Source organism: Tardiphaga sp. P4_G1 (assembly GCF_056401215.1).
Map to the genome: position 1 here is coordinate 143,480 of NZ_JBFUJU010000012.1, position 18,794 is coordinate 162,273.

18 protein-coding genes are annotated in these 18,794 nt (G+C 60.8%); 6 read left to right on the forward strand and 12 right to left on the reverse strand.

Features of this window, described 5'->3' with window-relative positions:
- Positions 1–58: 58 nt before the first annotated feature.
- Positions 59–214 (reverse strand): Thivi_2564 family membrane protein, encoded by a 156-nt coding sequence (locus AC1DUY_RS26165; protein ID WP_086937086.1) that lies wholly within the window; start codon positions 212–214, stop codon positions 59–61.
- A 373-nt stretch (positions 215–587) separates the two neighbouring features.
- Between AC1DUY_RS26165 and AC1DUY_RS26170 the strand changes: the two genes are divergently transcribed.
- Both AC1DUY_RS26170 and AC1DUY_RS26175 read left to right on the forward strand, forming a co-directional pair.
- Entirely contained in the window at positions 588–2,681 is a 2,094-nt protein-coding gene (locus AC1DUY_RS26170) for a methyl-accepting chemotaxis protein (RefSeq protein WP_089265722.1), read from the forward strand.
- 207 nt (positions 2,682–2,888) lie between these two features.
- Positions 2,889–4,982, forward strand: coding sequence for a methyl-accepting chemotaxis protein (locus AC1DUY_RS26175; protein ID WP_120291747.1), 2,094 nt, complete (start codon positions 2,889–2,891; stop codon positions 4,980–4,982).
- A 24-nt stretch (positions 4,983–5,006) separates the two neighbouring features.
- On the opposite strand, the gene AC1DUY_RS26180 is transcribed toward AC1DUY_RS26175, so the two are convergent.
- Together AC1DUY_RS26180 and AC1DUY_RS26185 are read right to left on the reverse strand one after the other, a co-directional pair.
- On the reverse strand, positions 5,007–5,639 hold the full coding sequence (locus AC1DUY_RS26180; RefSeq protein ID WP_120291749.1) for a DUF2865 domain-containing protein: 633 nt from the start codon (positions 5,637–5,639) through the stop codon (positions 5,007–5,009).
- A gap of 39 nt (positions 5,640–5,678) precedes the next feature.
- Positions 5,679–6,470 carry a L,D-transpeptidase gene (locus AC1DUY_RS26185; protein ID WP_120291751.1) on the reverse strand — a complete coding sequence of 264 codons (792 nt, stop codon included), beginning with the start codon at positions 6,468–6,470 and terminating at the stop codon, positions 5,679–5,681.
- Between the two features lie 235 nt (positions 6,471–6,705).
- Here AC1DUY_RS26185 and AC1DUY_RS26190 point away from each other — a divergent pair, with 235 nt between their 5' ends.
- From AC1DUY_RS26190 to AC1DUY_RS26200, 3 genes are all read left to right on the forward strand, one after another.
- The gene (locus AC1DUY_RS26190) at positions 6,706–7,815 is read left to right on the forward strand and encodes an AI-2E family transporter (protein WP_120291925.1); all 1,110 of its coding nucleotides are present in this window, start codon (positions 6,706–6,708) and stop codon (positions 7,813–7,815) included.
- 75 nt (positions 7,816–7,890) lie between these two features.
- Positions 7,891–8,262 carry an ElaB/YgaM/YqjD family protein gene (locus AC1DUY_RS26195; RefSeq protein ID WP_175368300.1) on the forward strand — a complete coding sequence of 124 codons (372 nt, stop codon included), beginning with the start codon at positions 7,891–7,893 and terminating at the stop codon, positions 8,260–8,262.
- A gap of 92 nt (positions 8,263–8,354) precedes the next feature.
- Positions 8,355–8,828 carry a hypothetical protein gene (locus AC1DUY_RS26200; RefSeq protein ID WP_478118128.1) on the forward strand — a complete coding sequence of 158 codons (474 nt, stop codon included), beginning with the start codon at positions 8,355–8,357 and terminating at the stop codon, positions 8,826–8,828.
- A 21-nt stretch (positions 8,829–8,849) separates the two neighbouring features.
- Here the strand turns inward: AC1DUY_RS26200 and AC1DUY_RS26205 are convergent, their stop codons facing one another.
- The 4 genes from AC1DUY_RS26205 to AC1DUY_RS26220 form a co-directional block, all read right to left on the reverse strand.
- Entirely contained in the window at positions 8,850–9,209 is a 360-nt protein-coding gene (locus AC1DUY_RS26205; RefSeq protein WP_175368298.1) for a hypothetical protein, read from the reverse strand.
- Between the two features lie 373 nt (positions 9,210–9,582).
- Positions 9,583–10,809: an ABC transporter substrate-binding protein gene (locus tag AC1DUY_RS26210; RefSeq protein ID WP_175368297.1), complete on the reverse strand. Its 1,227-nt coding sequence runs from the start codon at positions 10,807–10,809 to the stop codon at positions 9,583–9,585.
- Positions 10,810–10,868: 59 nt separating this feature from the next.
- Positions 10,869–11,198, reverse strand: coding sequence for an AtuA-related protein (locus AC1DUY_RS26215; RefSeq protein ID WP_175368296.1), 330 nt, complete (start codon positions 11,196–11,198; stop codon positions 10,869–10,871).
- A 2-nt stretch (positions 11,199–11,200) separates the two neighbouring features.
- Positions 11,201–12,535, reverse strand: coding sequence for an acyclic terpene utilization AtuA family protein (locus tag AC1DUY_RS26220; RefSeq protein WP_175368295.1), 1,335 nt, complete (start codon positions 12,533–12,535; stop codon positions 11,201–11,203).
- A gap of 199 nt (positions 12,536–12,734) precedes the next feature.
- Between AC1DUY_RS26220 and AC1DUY_RS26225 the strand changes: the two genes are divergently transcribed.
- On the forward strand, positions 12,735–13,646 hold the full coding sequence (locus AC1DUY_RS26225) for a LysR family transcriptional regulator (RefSeq protein WP_309948468.1): 912 nt from the start codon (positions 12,735–12,737) through the stop codon (positions 13,644–13,646).
- A 9-nt stretch (positions 13,647–13,655) separates the two neighbouring features.
- Here AC1DUY_RS26225 and AC1DUY_RS26230 read toward each other — a convergent pair whose 3' ends face one another.
- From AC1DUY_RS26230 to AC1DUY_RS26250, 5 genes are all read right to left on the reverse strand, one after another.
- Entirely contained in the window at positions 13,656–14,636 is a 981-nt protein-coding gene (locus AC1DUY_RS26230; protein ID WP_184511514.1) for an ABC transporter substrate-binding protein, read from the reverse strand.
- Between the two features lie 31 nt (positions 14,637–14,667).
- Complete coding sequence (locus tag AC1DUY_RS26235; protein WP_478118132.1) at positions 14,668–15,798, reverse strand: ABC transporter permease; 1,131 nt, start codon at positions 15,796–15,798, stop codon at positions 14,668–14,670.
- Entirely contained in the window at positions 15,795–16,697 is a 903-nt protein-coding gene (locus AC1DUY_RS26240) for an ABC transporter permease (RefSeq protein ID WP_231081067.1), read from the reverse strand. The genes AC1DUY_RS26235 and AC1DUY_RS26240 overlap by 4 nt, the downstream gene beginning before the upstream one ends.
- 13 nt (positions 16,698–16,710) lie before the next feature.
- Positions 16,711–17,541: an ABC transporter ATP-binding protein gene (locus AC1DUY_RS26245; protein ID WP_441230414.1), complete on the reverse strand. Its 831-nt coding sequence runs from the start codon at positions 17,539–17,541 to the stop codon at positions 16,711–16,713.
- A gap of 301 nt (positions 17,542–17,842) precedes the next feature.
- The gene (locus AC1DUY_RS26250; RefSeq protein WP_068735059.1) at positions 17,843–18,643 is read right to left on the reverse strand and encodes a response regulator; all 801 of its coding nucleotides are present in this window, start codon (positions 18,641–18,643) and stop codon (positions 17,843–17,845) included.
- Positions 18,644–18,794: the final 151 nt, after the last annotated feature.

Here is an 18,794-nt window from a genome sequence, read left to right on the forward strand (position 1 = left end):
CACTATCAATAGCAAAAGCCCCGGCAAACCGCCGGGGCTTTTTTGTTAGTCCATCTCGCTAGAAAACCGCGATGTATTTCAGCAGCGAGATCACACCGAGAATGATCACGACGACGCGGCAAATCTGCTTCGCGCGGCCGTCGATCGGCAACAGATTGATCAAGTACAGAATGAGAATAACGACGAGAAAAGTGATCAAGACGCCGACGAGCATGTGCGCATCCCCCCAGACTCAATGGAAATGAATAGCAGCCCCGGCCATCGCCACAGCTGCTCAACACTGATCCAACGTGGGCGAGAGCATTGAGTTCCCGGACCGGAACAAAAGAACCTTACCAAACTAGGCACCCAAGCTGGCTCTCAGGTCACCGACGTTCACGTAGAATCCGGGCCGCCAGTGGAGTGCCGAACCCGCGCGGAGAAGCAGAACCGGTCAATCGCCGGGCCTCGTCCTCTGCCGCGCCGTAAGAACGCTTACGCACCAACTACTTAAAGTAGCCGTACTCAAGCCCGCTTCACGATACGGGTGCAATCGGAAATATTTACCATTTGAAGCCTTACTAAATCAAATATTTGGGGGATTCATGATGTTCAATCGATTGACCGTTTCCGCATTGCTTCAATCTGTCATCGTGGTCATGGCGCTCTGCGTGGTCGCCGTTCTGGCAACGACAGCCTGGGACTCCTACGGGCGGCTACGTTCAGCCAGCCGCATCTCGGTAATTGCGGACGCCTCCGCGAATGCTTTCAAGGCGATGCATAATCTGCGCACCGACCGTGCATCGACGAACCGGAACCTGAACAACGAGACAGTCATTCAGCCGGACGGAGAAAAATATCTCCGCTCCATTCGCGATTCCGAGATGCCAGCGATGCGAGCAGCGGCTGACCTCATTGCCACCATCGAATTCGCCGATCAAAAGACGCTGCACCCGACGCTGGTCCAGCTGGTCAACAAGCTGACCGCTCTGCAAACCGAATCCTGGGATGCGATGAGCAAGCCGAAGGCGTCGCGCCGCGCAGCCCTCGGCAAGGAGTATATGGAGACCACGCAGGCGCTGCTTGAAACACTGGAGAAAGTGTCGGCCCAGCTCGCCGCCGCGGTGAACCACAACGATCCCATGATCGATCAATTACTGTCGATCAAACAGGCGGCCTGGCTGTTGCGCAACACCGCCGGCGAAGGATCCCTCCTCGTCGCGAACGGCCTTGCTGTCGGGCGCGCTACACCTGAGAATAAGCTCGCCTACACTAAGTTTGTTGGCGGCATCGATGCCGCCTGGAATGCGCTGGAATTGTCTGCGTCTGGAATGCAGCTGCCGCCCAACCTGGCTGCAACCATGGCTGCTGCAAAGGTGGCTTATTTCGACCCGCAATATATGGCTCTTCGTGACCGTGTCATGAATGCACTCGTGAGCGGCGAAAAGCCCGAAATCACCGCGAGCGAATGGACTCCAATCACCGTTGATCGCATGGCCAGTGCGGTTACAGTCGCCGAACGAGCGCTGAATGAAGCAAAAAGCCACACCTTGACGCAGTGGACTGCCGCGCAGCACGCGTTGATCCTGCAACTGGCGCTGCTCGCAGCCGCGCTCGGCATAGCATTCGGCAGCATGGTTGCCGTCACCCGCCGCGTCATCACCCCGCTGCACACCATTCGCGATGCGATGCTGAAAGTCGCCGCAGGCGATCTCGTCGTCGATGCCGGCTATTCCGAACGGAAAGACGAAATCGGCGCGCTCGCCGGCGCTCTGGAGACCTTCAAGCAACAGGCCAAGGAGAAAGCACAGATCGAACAGCAGGAGCGCAATCGCAACGCCGACGCGACCCAGCGGCAGCAGGCCATCGAACAGCACATCGGGACCTTCGAGGTCCAGATGCGCGATGCGCTCAACGCGCTCGGCAACGCGTCCGATCAGATGAACACCACATCGGATGGCATGGCGGTCGTATCCAGCCAGACCAATGCCCGCGTGCAGGTCGCAGCAAAAGCTTCGGGCGAAGCCTCCCTGAACGTGCAGAATGTCGCCTCGGCCGCCGAACAGCTGAGCTCGTCGATCAACGATATCAGCCGGCAGGCCGCGCACGCCGCGGGAATCGCCAGTCGCGCCGTCAATCAGGCGCAGGAAACCGACGGCACCGTCCAAGGCCTCGCCAAGACCGCCAACCGGATCGGCGAGGTGGTCGGGTTGATCAACGATATCGCCTCGCAGACCAACCTGCTAGCGCTCAACGCCACTATCGAAGCCGCGCGCGCTGGCGAGGCCGGACGCGGCTTTGCGGTCGTCGCGTCGGAAGTGAAGTCACTGGCCAGCCAGACCGCCAAGGCAACCGACGATATTTCCGAGCAGATCGCAGATATCCAGAAGGTCGCCAATGAGGCCATCGAGGCAATCAAGTCGATCGGCGGCATCATCGGCGAAGTCAATGAAGTAGCAACCGCCATCGCCGCAGCCGTCGAAGAACAGGGAGCCGCGACACAAGAGATCACCCGAAGTACGCAGCAGGCCGCCGATGGCACCCGCAATGTGTCGGACAACATCGCTGGTGTGAGCGCCGATGCGGACGCCGCTGGCGCTGCCGCGCAGGATGTGAAGGTAGCCTCGGAAACGCTAGCCACGCAGACGCGCCAGCTCGGCACTCAGGTGACGGACTTCCTCGGCAAGATCCGGGCTGCCTAGGCAGGCCTCATCAGTCACGTCATCGAGCCCTGACAAGTATCAAAAGCCCCGGCATTGTCGGGGCTTTTTTTTGTTGAAGCAGCGCCGGGCACGACAATCTTCTACCTTAAGTGGCGATATTAGAAAAGAATTTATCAGAACGAGCATGAGCGTGAATATTTACCAATTGCAGCCTTAAATACCAAAATATTTTTTGGGGGATTCATTGTGCTTCATCGATTGACCGTTTCCGCATTGCTCAAGTCCGTGATCGCCATCATGGCGGTCTGTGTCGTCACATTCCTCGTTCTCAGCGCGTGGGAATCATATGGGCGCCTCAACGTCGCGGGGCGCATGTCGACGATCGCCGAGGCATCCGGCCATGTGTTCAAGGCAATGCACAATCTGCGCACCGACCGGTCCACGACGTTCCGCACGTTGAACGCCGATGTCGTGATCCAGCCCGATACCGAGGCCTATCTGCGCCGTATCCGCGGCGCTGAAATGCCGGCAATGAAAGCAGCAGGAGAATTGCTGGTCACCGCCGACTTCCCCGGCAAGGCAACGCTGGTGCCCGAGTTTAACCGGCTGATGCAGGCCTTGATCGCGCTGCAGACAGAATCCTGGGACCAGATGAGCAAGCCGAAGGCCTCGCGCCGCGCCGGCCTTGCCAAGGAATTCCAGGACAATGTCGATTCCGTTCTGGCCATGCTTGAAAAAGTCTCGTCAGCCCTCACCGCCGCCGTAACCCACAACGATCCGGTGATCGATCAATTGCTGTCGATCAAGCAGATGGCCTGGCTGATGCGCAACACATCGGGCGACGCCTCCGTCATTGTGTCGAACGCGCTCGCGGTCAACAAGATCTCGCCGGAGCTGCAGCGAAGCTATGTGAAGCTGACGGGCGGCATCGAAACTGGATGGAATGCGCTGGACATCGCATCGTCGGGAACTGAACTGCCGCAAGGTCTCATCACGGCCCTTGCCGCAGCGAAAGCATCCTATTTCGATCCTCAATACTTGGCACTGCGCGACCGCCTGATTCAGGCTGTCGCAACCGGCGAGAAGCCCGAAATGCCGGCGACGGCCTGGACACCGCTCACCGTCGACAAGATGAGCACAGCCGTGGTCGTAGCCGAACGCGCGCTGGACGAGGCCAAGAACCACAGCCTTGTGCAGTGGTCTGCTGCGCAACGCTCATTGATCCTGCAACTGGTGCTACTGGGGGCCGCCATCATGCTCGTCGTTGGCGCCATAGTCACTATCACGCGCCGTGTCACCACGCCGCTGCTCACCATCCGCGACGCGATGCTGAAAGTGGCGGGCGGCGATCTCACCGTCGATGCCGGCTATGCCGATCGCCAGGATGAAATCGGCGGGCTGGCCGGTGCGCTGGAGACCTTCAAAAAGCAGGCGATGGAAAAAGCCGAGATCGAGGCGCAGGAACGCCATCGCAATGCCAATGCGAGCCAGCGCCAGCAGGCCGTCGAGCAGTATATCGGCATGTTCGAGATCCAGATGCGCGACACGCTGGGCGCCCTTGGCAGCGCCTCTGACCAAATGAATACGACATCTGACGGCATGGCCACTGTGTCCAGCCAGACCAATGCCCGCGTGCAAGATGCTGCGCGCGCCTCCGGCGAAGCCTCAGCGAATGTGCAGAACGTTGCCGCTGCGGCGGAGGAGCTGAGTGCCTCGATCAACGACATCAGCCGCCAAGCATCGCATGCGGCCGGCATCGCCAGCCGCGCCGTCAGCCAGGCACAGCAGACCGACAATACCGTTCAGGGCCTCGCCCAGACAGCGAACCGGATCGGCGAAGTCGTCGGGCTGATCAACGACATCGCCTCGCAGACCAACCTGCTAGCACTCAATGCCACCATCGAAGCTGCGCGCGCCGGCGATGCCGGACGGGGCTTTGCGGTCGTTGCGTCCGAAGTGAAGTCGCTGGCCAGCCAGACGGCCAAGGCGACCGAGGATATTTCCGAACAGATCGCGGATATCCAGAAGGTCGCCAATGAGGCCATCGAAGCCATCAAGTCGATCGGCGGCATTATCGGCGAAGTGAATGAAGTCGCCACCGCGATTGCGGCTGCGGTCGAAGAACAGGGCGCGGCGACGCAGGAAATCACCCGCAGCACCCAGCAGGCGGCCGATGGCACCCGCAACGTGTCGGACAATATCAGCGGAGTCAGTGCCGACGCCGACGCAGCCGGTGCAGCCGCTCAGGATGTGAAGGTGGCATCAGAGACCCTGGCGACGCAGACACGCCAGCTCGGTACTCAGGTAACGGACTTCCTCGGGAAGATCCGCGCGGCTTAAGTGCAATCGATCACGTGGCGCGGATTATTCCCGCGCCACGACCGGCATGCGCTCATATTTCGCCTGCACCGACGGCGACACCGGCGACATGTTCAGCGATGCACCGCGTTTGTCAGCGCCGCGGCCAGTGACCATCAGCCCATCAGCACCGGCGACGATATCGCCTTTGCGCAGTGTTGGATCGTTCTCGAGCTTCACCGGTGCCAAACCGATCTGGTCCTTACCGTTGCAGGTGCACCCGGCCACCAGTTCGGTGCGATACTTGAATGCATTCGGCAGCTCGGAATAGGGCTTGCCGCTCTCGGTCGCCGCCGTGTCGATACTGCTGCCATAAACAACCTTGGTATCGCTCGCCGGACAGAAATTATTGCACGACGCCGCGCGGCTCTGACTGTCGGTCGCTGATATCGGGAAGTAACGCCCATCGCACGTGCGCACGCAAAAAGCCTGACGCCCGCCGCTTGCTGCGCGAGGGCGCTGCTCCTGCACCGGCGGACCTTCATTGACGAAAGGGAGCGAGATATCCGGGCCACGACCACGCGCCATCCCGCCGAACAATGCCGAGAAGAAATCCTGTGCCTGCGCTGGGGCGGCACCGAGCATGACAATCGCCGTAACCGCGCCGAGAGCCATCCGTTGTCCTGGAAATCGGGTCATGGGGCCTCCAACGCGGCATCAAAGCAGAATGATCGACTCTCAGTAGAGCGACGACGCGGAAAGGTTCATCGCCTGACGGCCCGGAGCCTGCTGCACGCCGGCAGGGCGAACCGAGATCGATGTGACGCTGCGCGGCGCCGGAGCCGTGCGCGCCTCATAGTGTGGGGCAACGGACTTCGGCAGCACCACAACCCTGGTCCCAACGCTGACGCGACTGAAAAGGTCCTGCACATCTTCATTGGTCAGGCGGATACAACCCGACGACACGAACTTGCCGATGGTTGACGGATCATTGGTGCCATGGATGCGATAAGCGCTGGAGCCGAGATACATCGCGCGGGCACCGAGCGGGTTGCCGGGGCCGCCAGCCATGAAGCGCGGCAGATAGGGCTGGCGCGCAATCATTTCCTGCGGCGGATGCCAATCCGGCCATTCCGCCTTGCGCGTGACAGTCTGCGTTCCGGACCAGGTGAATCCTTCGCGGCCAACACCGACGCCGTAGCGAATCGCGCGGTTGTTGCCGAGCACATAATAAAGCTGGGTATTGCCGGTATCGATGATCACTGTGCCCGGCGCTTCGCGGGTCATATAGCCGACTTCAGCGCGGCGCAGGCGCTCGGGGAGAGCGGCATCCATATTTTCCCGCACCCGCGGTGCAGCCATCACGTCGTCGTCCGGTGGAAACGCGCTTTGCGCAGCCGGTGCATAGTTCATCACCTGCGCCGATGCGCTGGAGATGAACGGCGGAGCAACGATCAGAGTGGCTGCAACAACGAGCGCGCTTGTGAGACGCAGCGACAGCTTGCGGTTTCCAGATGATGCCTGTGACATGTGACTGCCCCGTTTGGCGACGCGTCATCGTCGTGATGACCGCAACCAACTGCGCCGAAGCCTCACGGTTCCCTCCCTGCGGGCGTTCACCGAATGATTTGTCAACCAAGGAACCATCACGAAATCGCGACGGAACTTTTGCGGTATGCTCGTGTTGTAAAGCCCGATCGTATGTCAGCGATCTGACGCGCGAACGCGGTCTGCGCGACCAAATGGCGGCATGTCGGGACAGCTCATGAGTGAAGTCCGCGCTCTCCCCGAAAAGCCTGCAGGCACGCCGGTGCCCGAGAGCAAGATCGAGCAGCCGCCGGTGTTCCGTCGTGCCGAAGTGGTTGCTTTCACGCTGGTATCGATGCTGGTGATCACCGTGATTACGGTGCTCTATGTCGCCAAGGCATTCTTCCTGCCAATCGTGACAGCCTTCATCATTGGCACCATGTTGTCGCCCGCAGCGAGCTTTCTCGAAAAGCGCCGCATTCCGCGATCCGTCTCGGCAGTCCTGATCGTTATCTTGGTCTGCGCCGGGCTCGCCTTCATCGTGGGGCTTATTTCGTCCCCGCTGATGGAATGGACGACGCGGCTCCCCGAACTAGGTTCGCTGCTCAAGAACAAGCTGCATGTCTTCGACCGACCGCTGGCGCTCTGGCACCAGATACAGAGCATGTTCAGCAGCGCCGAAACGCTTGCGACAACAAAGTTCGAATTGCCCAAGATCGACTGGGTGCAGCCAACCGTCGAATTCCTGTCGCCAACCTTCACCGAATTCCTGCTGTTCTTCGCCACGCTGGTGCTGTTCATCGCAAGCTGGAAAGACCTGCGCCGCGCGCTGGTGATGAACTTCGCCGATCACGAATGGCGGCTGCGGACGCTGCGCATTCTCAATGCGATAGAGACCAGCCTTGGCGAATATCTGTTGATGGTCACTATGATCAATTTCGGAGTCGGCATTGCCACCGGCGTGATCTGCGCGGCCACCGGCATGCCCAACCCGGCCGGCCTCGGCGCGCTGGCAGCCACGCTCAACTTCTTCCCGATCATCGGCCCCGTCGCCATGTTCGTCATCCTGGTCGCGGTAGGTATCATTTCGTCGGAGACGATCGCAGCGGGCATGATCGCGCCGCTGCTGTTCGTCGGCCTCACCTTCATGGAAGGCCACTTCATCACGCCCACGATCATCGGACGCAAATTGCAACTCAACGCGCTGGCGGTGTTCATCGGGTTGGCGTTCTGGACCTGGCTCTGGGGCCCGATGGGCGGCTTCCTGGCGGCGCCGATCCTGATCGTCGGGCTGATCCTGAAAGAGCATTTGATGCCGATCAATTCGCCGCAGTTGCCGCCGGATTAATCCAGCTCTACTGATGGAACCTACGGTCTAACCGGGCGTTTCTGCATTGGATTTTCAGTATCAGGGGAGCTTCGCATGGCGGATATCGATGGCCTGGATGAACTCAAGAAACTGACCGACAAAGCAACCTATAGCCGCCTTCAGAAGGATCTCACCGCCGTGAAAAACGATGTTGCCGCCCTGACCGAACAGATCACCGACGCGCTTAATGCCTTTACCGGCCAAGCTACTAAACAAGCCCGCCGCGGCGTCAAGCAAGCCCGTGCCGACGCCGAAGACATGATGTCCGACATGCGGGAGCGCGGCAGCGCGGCCTATGATGCTGCGCATGACGCAGCCTATTCACTGGAGGAAACGCTGGAAGACAGCATTACCCAGCGGCCACTGGCCGCCGTCGGACTGGCGCTCGGCTTAGGCGTGCTGATCGGGATGGCCTGGCGCCGCTGAGCACATGCGCAGAATTGAGATGTGATGACTGGCGGTGCCCGAGGGTGCCGTCAGTTTTCTTTGTATTTTAGAGTTCGGGTTCGGGGGCTTCCATGCTGAAGAGTATCATCGACGATCTGAAGAACAGCACAGGCAACAGCCTGCGCATGACTTCACTCATGGCGCTGGCTGGTGTTGCTGGCTTTGTGGCACTGTGCTTCCTGTGTGCGGCGGCTTTCATCACGGTGATGCAGCGCTACGGCGTCATTGAGGCCTGCCTCACCATCGCCGGCATCTTTTTGGTCATCGCGGCGATCTTCGCACAGATCTATGCGACCAAGCAGAAGCAGGCCCGCGAACGCGCAGCAGCCGCGGCGCGCGCAGCGGCCAGAGCTGCTGCGAATGCGCCGCTGATCGATCCGATGCTGGTGGCGACCGGCATTCAGATCGCGCGCACGCTCGGCCTCAAGAAGGTTATTCCGCTGCTAGCGCTGGTCGGCGTCGCACTTGGCTATATGGCCAATCGCAGCAGCGCTGATGATGATACGAACGAGACCGGCGACCCCGATGAGGTCGCCGACGATTGATTTAAATTGTCAGCGTGAAGATCAGGTCACACAGCGACCCGGCTGCAGCATCTTTGCCATCTCGCTGAGCACACTCACAGGCGGTTCGCAGCCCACCGCCGCACGCTGCGGTTTGGCATTCATGGGGAGGGGCCGGATATTGACGGCTTCATTCTTGGTTGGAGCCACCACGGGCGCGACGCCCATCCGCAGAAGGACGGACGTATCCGACAGCCCCTGAACGCGGAACGAGAGAGTCTGGCTCTGCTCGTTCTGTGTGGTAATTAGTGATGCCCGGTCGCCCTTGGCAGCCCGGTTAACGCCGGTGGACGCAGCCTTGTCTGAATCGGTCAGCGTGCCCCGCAGATCATTGCCGGAAGCATACTGGATGGCGCCGAACATGGTCGCTCCAGCGACCATTCCCAAGACCAAGCTGGATACCTTTGACATGTGAGCCTCGCCTGCCCTGCACCGCGTCGCTGCGTGGCGCTCACAATAGGAACGTGCGTCAAGGCTCTAGGTTCAAGAACGGCGATCACTTAACCGTGTGTTAAATAATTTGACGCCCGCGGGAACGCTTTTCACCCTCGCGCGTCTTCCCGGAAGCCGGTCGTCCCCTGCCCCAATTGACCGGCGACGCGGGGTGGAGCTGTGGTGATGCCAGCTGCACCCCGCATTCTTTTGAGGAATAGGTAAGGCTCTCTCACCCTTCGAAAGAATCGCGGGTAAAGGTATTTCCCTGCCCACGACGCTCGGTTCATAGAGTTGTCTGTTCTTACTTCTTGCTCATCACCATTGGGCATGTACTCGCCGAGAGCGGCGAGAACGCGTCTTCGCCCTTCACCGTGGCGAGGATTCTGAACACGTCATAGCTATCGGTGACCTCGGAAGGCTTCTTGACCTCGGCGAGATACATGTCGTGGACCATCAGATTGTCTGGACGCAGCTTGCCGTTGCGCAGGAAGGCATCGTCAAAGGTACGCCCCTGCAGATCCTTGACCACGGCGACAGGATCCTTGGTATTCGCGGCCTCCACCGACTTGATGTAGTTCAGCGTCGAGGAATAGACACCGGCCTGCATCATGCTCGGCGGCTTGCCCATCTTGGCAGCATAGCGCTTGGAGAATGCACGCGTGCGGTCGTCCATGTTCCAGTAGAAGCCGGACGTCACCAGCAGGCCTTGCGCGCTCTTCAATCCGACGCTGCGGATGTCATTCACGTCGATCAAGAGCGCAATCATCTTCTGATCACCGCCCATCAAGCCGAACTCTTCTGCCTGCTTGATGGCGTTCTGCGTGTCACTGCCGGCATTGGCGATGGCGATGACCTTGGCGCCCGACGACTTGGCCGTCAGAAGCTGCGAGGAGAAATCCGCCGTGTTGATCGGATGCGGCGCACGGCCAAGCGCCTTGCCGCCGCCCTTGACGGCAACTTCCGTTACGTCACGCTCGAGCGCCTGACCAAAGGCATAATCCGCAACAACGAAGAACCATGTGTCGCCACCGCGCTGAAGCATCGCCTTGCCGGCGACATTGGCCAGCGCGTAAGTATTGTAGGTCCACTGAATGAAGTTCGGCGAGCAGAACTTGCCGCTGAGATCCGCCGAGCCGCCGGCCGATGTGATGAACATCTTGTTGCGGTCCTTGGCGAAGGTCTGCACGGCGATGCAAACAGACGACACCGGCACGTCGAGAATGACGTCGACGCCTTCCTGATCATACCACTGGCGCGCAATATTGCCGCCGACATCGGGCTTGTTGAGATGGTCGGCCTGGATCAGCTCTATCGCCTTGCCAAGCACCTTGCCGCCGCATTCCTCGATCGCGAGCTGCGCTGCCGCTACCGAGCCCTGCCCGCCATTGTCAGCGAACAGACCCGTCATGTCGGACAGCACCCCAAACTTCAGTGGAGTATCCGCAGCGGCACGAACGATCGCCGGAGAAAAAACTGCAGCGCTGACGCCAGTTGCACCGAGGCCAGCCAGGAATGTACGTCGCTTCATCAATAGTCCTCCCGTTTTTGGTTTGGTATGAAAGTATCGTCGTCCTATTGTGACGAAGATCATGGTGAGCCGGATGACGCTCCTTTGGCCGGCAGCTCGAATTCAAGCAGCGCAGAGCTGAATGATTTCCCGTGCGTATCCAGCGCGAGCGATCGCACAACACCGCCACCGAGCGCGCCCGTCAGCACGAAGTTTAGCGCGCCGAGCGCCGGCAATTCATAGCGCGTGACGGTGCCGGTGATGGTGTCGCCGAAATGCTGCGCGACGTGATCTGCCGTCACGTGCTCGGCAAGAAAGCCGAAGTCACCGACATCGAAAGCGATGACGGAAATGTTGGACGTATCGCCCTTGTCGCCGCTGCGTGAATGCGCGATCTCACGGAGTTTCATGGTCAGGCCTCCATGAATGTGACTGATGACGTCACGACAGTTTCGGGCAGCAAAGCCGAGGCGACGCCGACGATTTCGCGCGCCGATTTCCAGGCCCCGCCGCCACCGGCAGGCCCGTTGGTGTAAAGCGTCTCGACCTCATTGCCGATCTTCACGGCCTCTGCGAGAGAGTCTGTGCGCCCCGCGACGCGGATGCGGACTTCATAGGGATCGCGGCCTTCGGCCAGGGCGTCACCATGCAGCGCATTGACGCCGATCAGGTCGAACCGGCTCTCCGTCATTTTCACGCCGGTGAGCGTGAGGCGTTCGCGCACAATCTCAAGCGCCAGACGCCCGCGCGCCACGGCATTGGCACCAGCATAGGAGATTTCGCCTTCGCCGATATAGCTGTCGAGATAGCCGACTGACGTCTTCAGCAGGCCAGTCTTCGGCGTGCCACTCCCGCCGGTGACATGGATGCGGTCCGGACCAACCTCCTCGACACGCACCTGCGAGAAATCGGCAACCACATCCGGCTGGTAATAGCGGGTCGGATCATGAATTTCGTAGAGCAGTTGTTCGATCACCGTCGCTCGCGTGATCTGGCCGCCCGAGCCCGCGACCTTGGTGACGACGAGACCGCCATCCTCGCGCACCTCGCCGATCGGGAAACCAAGCCGCGCGAGGCCCTGCACATCCTTCACGCCGGGATCGGCGAAATAGCCGCCGGTGATCTGGCCAGCACATTCCAGGAGATGGCCGACCATGGTGCCTTTGCCAAGCAGATCCCAGTCATCCATCGCCCAGCCGAATTCATGCACCAGCGGCCCGAGAAACAGCGCCGGATCGGCCGCACGGCCGGTGATGACGACATCGGCGCCACCGGCGAGCGCTTCGGCGATAGGCGCTGCGCCGGTATAGGCATTGGCCGAGATCACGCGGTTGCCCAGCGCTTTCACGGAGCCACCTTCGTCCAGCGCGACATCGGACGCGCGCGCCTGTTCCAGCACATCGTCGCCCGTTACTGCCGCAACCTTAAGACCGGGCAGACCGAGCGCCCTGGCGATGTCACGCGTCGCCTGCGCCGCCGCGACGGGATTCGCCGCGCCCATATTGGTGATGATCTTGACGCCGTTCTTTCGGCAGATGGACAGCACCGCCTTCATGCGGTCGGCAAGCAACGGGTCGAAACCGCCTTGCGGATCTTTCAGGCGGTCCTGCTGGGCCAGCGCGATGGTGCGTTCGGCAAGGCACTCGAAGACGAGATAGTCGAGGTTGCCGCTTTCGGCGAGTTCGATCGCCGGTTCGATCCGGTCCCCCGAATAGCCGGCACCGGATCCGATCCTGATGGTACGCACGAGCAGTCTCCCTGGATCAGACTTGCCTGCAGTCACATCGCGAAAACCGCGACCGCTGCATGTCTATCTCCCGATCTCTTTTGACGGACATGTCACGGGCCTGAGCAAGCGATCACGCGCATGTCGCTTTCGGGCATTGAAGCCAGAAGCTTCCCTCTATTCAATTGAATTAATTCTATCCCATTGATAGAAATTCTCTATGGATGTGAATCTCCGGCAGATCCGGTCTTTCGTCGTCGTCGCCCAAGCCGGCAGCTTCACCCGCGCCGCGGAGTTGCTGCATCTGGCGCAGCCGACGCTGACGGTTCAGATCAGGCGCCTCGAAGAAACCCTCGAGGTGAAACTGTTCGATCGCAACACCCGCTCCGTCGAACTGACGCGGGTCGGCCGCGAACTGCTGCCGGTGTTTCAGCGCATGATCCGCGATCTCGATGCCGTCGTCGTGGATACTCGCGATATCGCGGCCAAGCGCCGCGGCATCGTCCGGATCGCGGCGCTTCCCTCGGTCGCCGCGGGTGCCCTGCCCGAGGCCATCAAGTCGTTTCGCGAGTTACAGCCCGGCACATCTTTCGTCCTGAAGGACGTGATCGCCAACCGCGTCCTTGACCTCGTCCGCTCAGAAGAGGTCGATCTCGGCATCATGGGCGGCAGCGTCACCGGCCACGACGTGGAAGTGCTGCTCGAAGTGCGCGACCGCATGCATGTGGTGTTTCCGGCGAAGCACCCTATCGGCGGCATCCGCAAGGTCACCATCGACGATCTGATGAAATATCCGCTGGTGCTGATGGATCCCGCGACCAGCGTCCGCGCGGTCGTCGACAGCGCCTTCCTGACCGCGGGACACATCGCGCAGCCGACCTGCGAAGCGACCTATATGATGACGGCTATCGCCATGGTCCGCGCCGGCCTGGGCATCACCATCCTGCCAGGCTCCGCACGCGAGATCGGCGCTGAGCCGGACCTGCGCTCGCGGCAGATCGACGTCGCGGATTTCTCGCGCGCGATCACCATCATCAAGAAAGCCGGCCGCACGCTGCCGCCGATCAGTGAAGCCTTTGGTGATCACCTCGCCAAGTCAATCGGCGCGCAGCCGTTATTCGCGCGCCGCTGATACCCGCGATTACTTCATCGCGTCATAGACTGCGAAGCTGTAGGCACCTTCCGGCTTCTTGGTAATCACGGGATCCGAACCGCCAGACATCAGCGTCGCAACCGTGCGATCATAGTCCTTGACGTCGAGCTTGCCATTGGCATCGCCGAGCAACTTGCTGACCTCGGTCATCATGCGCTTCTGGTCTTTGGCAGTCTTGGCGCCCGTGGAGTCGCCAGCCAGAATGATCTTCACGGCTTCGTCGGGATTGGTCTTGGCATAGTCCCAGCCCTTCATCGACGCCTTCACGAACTTCGCCATCTTGGCAACGAAGGCTGGATCCTTGAGATTCTTGTCGAGCACCCAGAGACCGTCCTCCAGCGTGGCGACGCCCTCGTCCTCATATTTGAACACGGTAAGCTGGCTCGGCTTGTAGCCGCCATCGATCACCTGCCAGTATTCATTATAGGCCATCGTCGATACACAATCGGCCTGCTTCTGCAGCAGCGGATCAACATTGAAGCCCTGCTTGATGATCTTGACGCCGGCCGGCGAACCATCGGTCTTGTAGCCCAGCTTCGACATCCAGGAGAGGAACGGATATTCGTTGCCGCCATACCAGACGCCGGTGACCTTGCCCTTCAGATCGGTCGGCTTCTTGATGCCGGTCTCGGCGCGGCAGGTGAGTTCGAGCCCGGACTTCTTGAAGGTCTGCGAAATATTCACCAGCGGCACGCCCTTCTCGCGCGAGGCCAGCGCCGACGGCATCCAGTCCACCACCACATCGGCACCGCCGCCCGCGATCACTTGCGGTGGGGCGACATCGGGACCGCCCGGCTTGATCGTCACGTCGAGCCCGGCGTCCTTGTAGAAGCCCTTCTCCTTGGCGACGAAGTAGCCGGCGAACTGGGCCTGTGCGACCCATTTGAGCTGGATGGTGACCTTGTCCGCCGCTTGCGCGGAGCCGAGCGAGAGAGCCATCGCTGCGCCGAATGCCATGATCTTCTTCATGCTCAACTCCAGAATTGGCGAACCTGCCGAACTAGGTCCGCATCGATGGATGCCAAAACGTCGTCACGCGCTCGGCGAGCGCAACAAGTCCATAAAATGCCATTCCCGCGATCGCGGCCAGCGCGATCTCCGCCCACACCATATCGAGCGCCATGCGCCCGGCTTCGGTGGAAATTCGAAAGCCGATGCCTTGCGTCGGCGTGCCGAAGAATTCCGCGACAATGGCACCGATCAGGGCCAGTGTGGCATTGATCTTCAGTGCATTGAAGATGAAAGGTAGAGCAGCGGGAAGATACAACTTGATGAGAGTCTGGGCATAGCTCGCGCCGTAGGAGCGCATCAGATCACGCTCGATATCGCCGGCAGCTTGCAGACCGGCCAACGCATTCACCAGCATCGGGAAGAATGTCACCAGCGCCACGACCGCGGCCTTCGACGGCCAGTCGAAGCCGAACCACATCACCATAATGGGTGCCACGCCGACCAGCGGCAGTGCCGAGAAGAAGTTACCCAAGGGTAGCAGCCCGCGGCCGAGAAATTCAAAGCGATGCGCGAGGATCGCCACCAGAAGCCCGGCGCCGCAGCCGATGGCATAGCCGATCAGCACACCACGGATGAAGGTCTGCACGAAATCCGCGCCCAATATCGGCAGCGACGCCATGAATTTCGTAGCGGCAGCGCTCGGCGACGGCAGCAGCACCGGCGGCACGCCCGCCCCGCGCACCACAACTTCCCAAAGATAGAACACGGCCGCACCGAACAGCAGCGGAATGGCGAGATCGATGACCTTGCGAAAGGCGCTGTTGCGCGGCTTCAACCCGGCCAGCGCGACGACACAGATCCACGACGCCAGCCAGACGCCGATCACCACCATCCAGAAGCCTGACGCGGCATCGCCAGCAATCAAGGGATCGCGCAACAGCGTCAACGTCATGTCCGCCGTGATACCTGCCCCGACAAGGCCGATCACAATGGCAGGCAGGCCACGGAAGCCGGCAGCGAAAGCGAAGACCAGCACGATCACGCCGGTGAGCAGGAAGGTCAGTGGGCGCGCCATCAGCGCGGCGACAGGCACACCCGAGAGCGGCAATGGCAGCATCAGTGTGATCAGCACGCACACCGCCGACATGATGAAGCCCAGGCGGATCTGGCGACGATTCATGCACGCGCCCCCATCCGCTGCGCCACCTTGCGTTCGGCGTAGCTGACGATGGCGATCAAACCAGAAGCCAAAACGGCTGCGGCAACCAGCGCCGACCAGATCTGGATGGTCTGGCCGTAGTACGAGCCGGCCAGCAAGCGCGCGCCGATGCCGGCCTCGGCACCGGTCGGCAGTTCAGCGACGATGGCGCCGATCAGCGAGATGGTGATGGCGACCTTGAGGCTGGCAAAGAGATACGGCACGGCCGATGGCCAGCGCAGTTTCGACAGCACCTGTCTAGATGTCGCCGACCATGTGCGCATCAGGTCCATCTGCATCGGATCGGGCGAGGTAAAGCCTTTCACCATGCCGATGGTGATGGGAAAGAAGCTCAGATAGGCCGAGATGATCGATTTCGGCAGCAGGCCCTGTAGGCCGACGGCACCGAGCACCACAATGAAGATCGGCGCCAGCGCCAATATGGGCACCATCTGCGAGCAGATGATCCACGGCATCAGGCTACGCTCCAGCACGCGGCTGTGCACGATGGCGAGCGCCAGCACGATGCCGAGCAGCGCGCCCAGCGCGAAGCCGAGCAGCGTCGCCGACAGCGTCACCATGGAATGATAGACGAGGCTACGCGGCGCCGTCGGCGCATAGCCGAACACGCCGTCGATGAAAGCACCGACCACCTGATGCGGCGCCGGCAGCAGCGGCCGTTCCGCGCTCATGGTGCCTTCCAGCAATTCCATCGTCGTATAAGGCGCTTCCTCGCGCTCGAAGCCGCCGCGCACAAGCGACAGGTTCATCAGCACGGCGCCGATGTACCAGACGACGATCAGCACCGCGACAATGGTCACCACCGGCGCGCTACCCTTGACCAGCGGATGCGTGCGCCATGCCGCACGCGCGACCGGCATCGTATCCACCGTGCTACTCGTCATAGGAATGTCCGGCGCGCAGCCCGGTGCGCACGCGCTGCGCGATCGCCATGAATTCCGGCGTCTCGCGAATTTCCAGCGTGCGGTCGCGCCGGAAATTGCAGTCGATTATATCAGTGATACGGCCCGGCCGCGGCGACATCACCACGATCTTGGTGGAAAGAAACACCGCTTCGGGAATCGAATGCGTCACGAACAACACGGTCTTGCGGGTCTTGGCCCAGAGCTGCAGGAGCTGTTCGTTGAGATGATCGCGCACGATCTCATCCAGTGCTCCGAACGGCTCGTCCATCAGCAGCAATTCGGGATCGAACGACAGCGCCCGTGCGATGGAAACCCGCTGCTGCATGCCGCCGGAGAGCTGCCAGGGAAATTTCCGCGCGAAGCCGGTGAGATTGACGAGGTCGAGGTAGCGCGCGGCGCGCTGCTTTTGTTCGGTCGGCGAAAAGCCCATCAGCTCCAGCGGCAGCTTGAGATTGGCCTCGATGCTGCGCCAGGGAAACAGCGCCGGCGCCTGAAATACATAACCGTAATTGCGCCCGAGCCGCGCCTGCTCCGCGCTCATGCCATTGACAGTGACGCTCCCAGAGCTTGGCTGCTGCAGATCCGCGATCACACGCAGCAGCGTGGTCTTGCCGCAGCCGGAGGGACCGATGAAGGAGACGAACTCCCCGCCACTGATTTGCAGATCGACATTGGATAGCGCTTCGACCTTGCCGTCGGCCGTATCGAAAGTGAGCGACACCTTGCTGACATCGACCGCAACGGGGCGTGTCACTGTGGATTGATAGATATGAGGTTCAGCGTCGGCAGTTGAGTTCATGCGCACCGGTTCGACCAGAAGGGTCACGCAGCCCCGCCAGCCCGTCAAAGCCTATGAGCCCTGCGGGACGTGGCAATTTGCCGCTTATCGAGGGATGATATCGGCATTGATCGCTGCATCAACACAATACTGTCAGCCCCCTCCTTCTGCCCGCTGATAGTTTGCGCAAGCGAAGAGGACTTATTGAGCAGGTATCATCCGGCGCGCTCTGGATGGCTTCTGGCCAAACGAAAGCGGCCGAGCACATGGCCTAGCCGCTTCGATGTCAATCAATGACGCCCGAAGTTAGGGCACCTTGAAATCAGGATGCCTTGGCTGTCTTGTTCTTTGAGTTGCGCTGGAAGAACAGCGCCTGGCTGGCGACGGCCGAGACCATCGCGGGCTGGAACGGCTTCGAGATCAGGAAGGCCGGCTCCGGACGTTCGCCAGTCAGGAAACGCTCCGGATAGGCGGTGATGAAGACTACCGGCACTTCGAAGATACGCAGCAACTCGTTCACCGCATCGAGACCCGAGCTGCCATCGGCGAGCTGGATATCGGCGAGGATCAGGCCGGGCTTCTTGTTCTTTGCGAGCGCAACCGCATCTGCATGAGTGCGTGCAACGCCGATGACGTTATGACCGAGATTCTTCACGAGGCTTTCGAGATCCATCGCGATGAAGGTCTCGTCCTCGATGATGAGAACGTCGGTGGCGATTTCGGCGGCCATTTCTCGGCCGGCCGTATCGGCCAGTGTACGCACTTCCGCCACATCAGCATCGAGTACGAAGGCGACTTCCTCTTCCGAGAAGCCTTCGAGCGACAGCAACAGGAAGGCCTGTCGTGGCAGCGGGGTGATGTTGGAAATGCGCTTCTCGGACGCGGCCTGCAGCGGCGCGACGTCCGGATTGTCGTTCAAGGCGACAGAGTTCCAAATCTGGGTGAACAGGCGAAACAAGCCGGCACGGGCTCCGTGTTGCTCGTCGAGCAACGACTGGTCCTGCAGCAACGCTTCCAGCATGGCGCCTACATAGGCATCGCCTGAGGCCTGGTTACCTGTGAGGGCGCGGGCATAGCGCCGCAACAGCGGCAAGTGTTCAGCTACGAGCTGTGATCGGGACATCCCCACTCCATCCTGTCTGGTCAAAGACGACTCTACGTCAAAGTCGAAGGGGTATTCGGATACAATCCGGCTCCCTCGTTGTGCTTGTTTACGCCCCAGCCAGACAAAAGTTCCATCGGGTCGGAACTTTCGGCCACGCTCCGCATTAGAT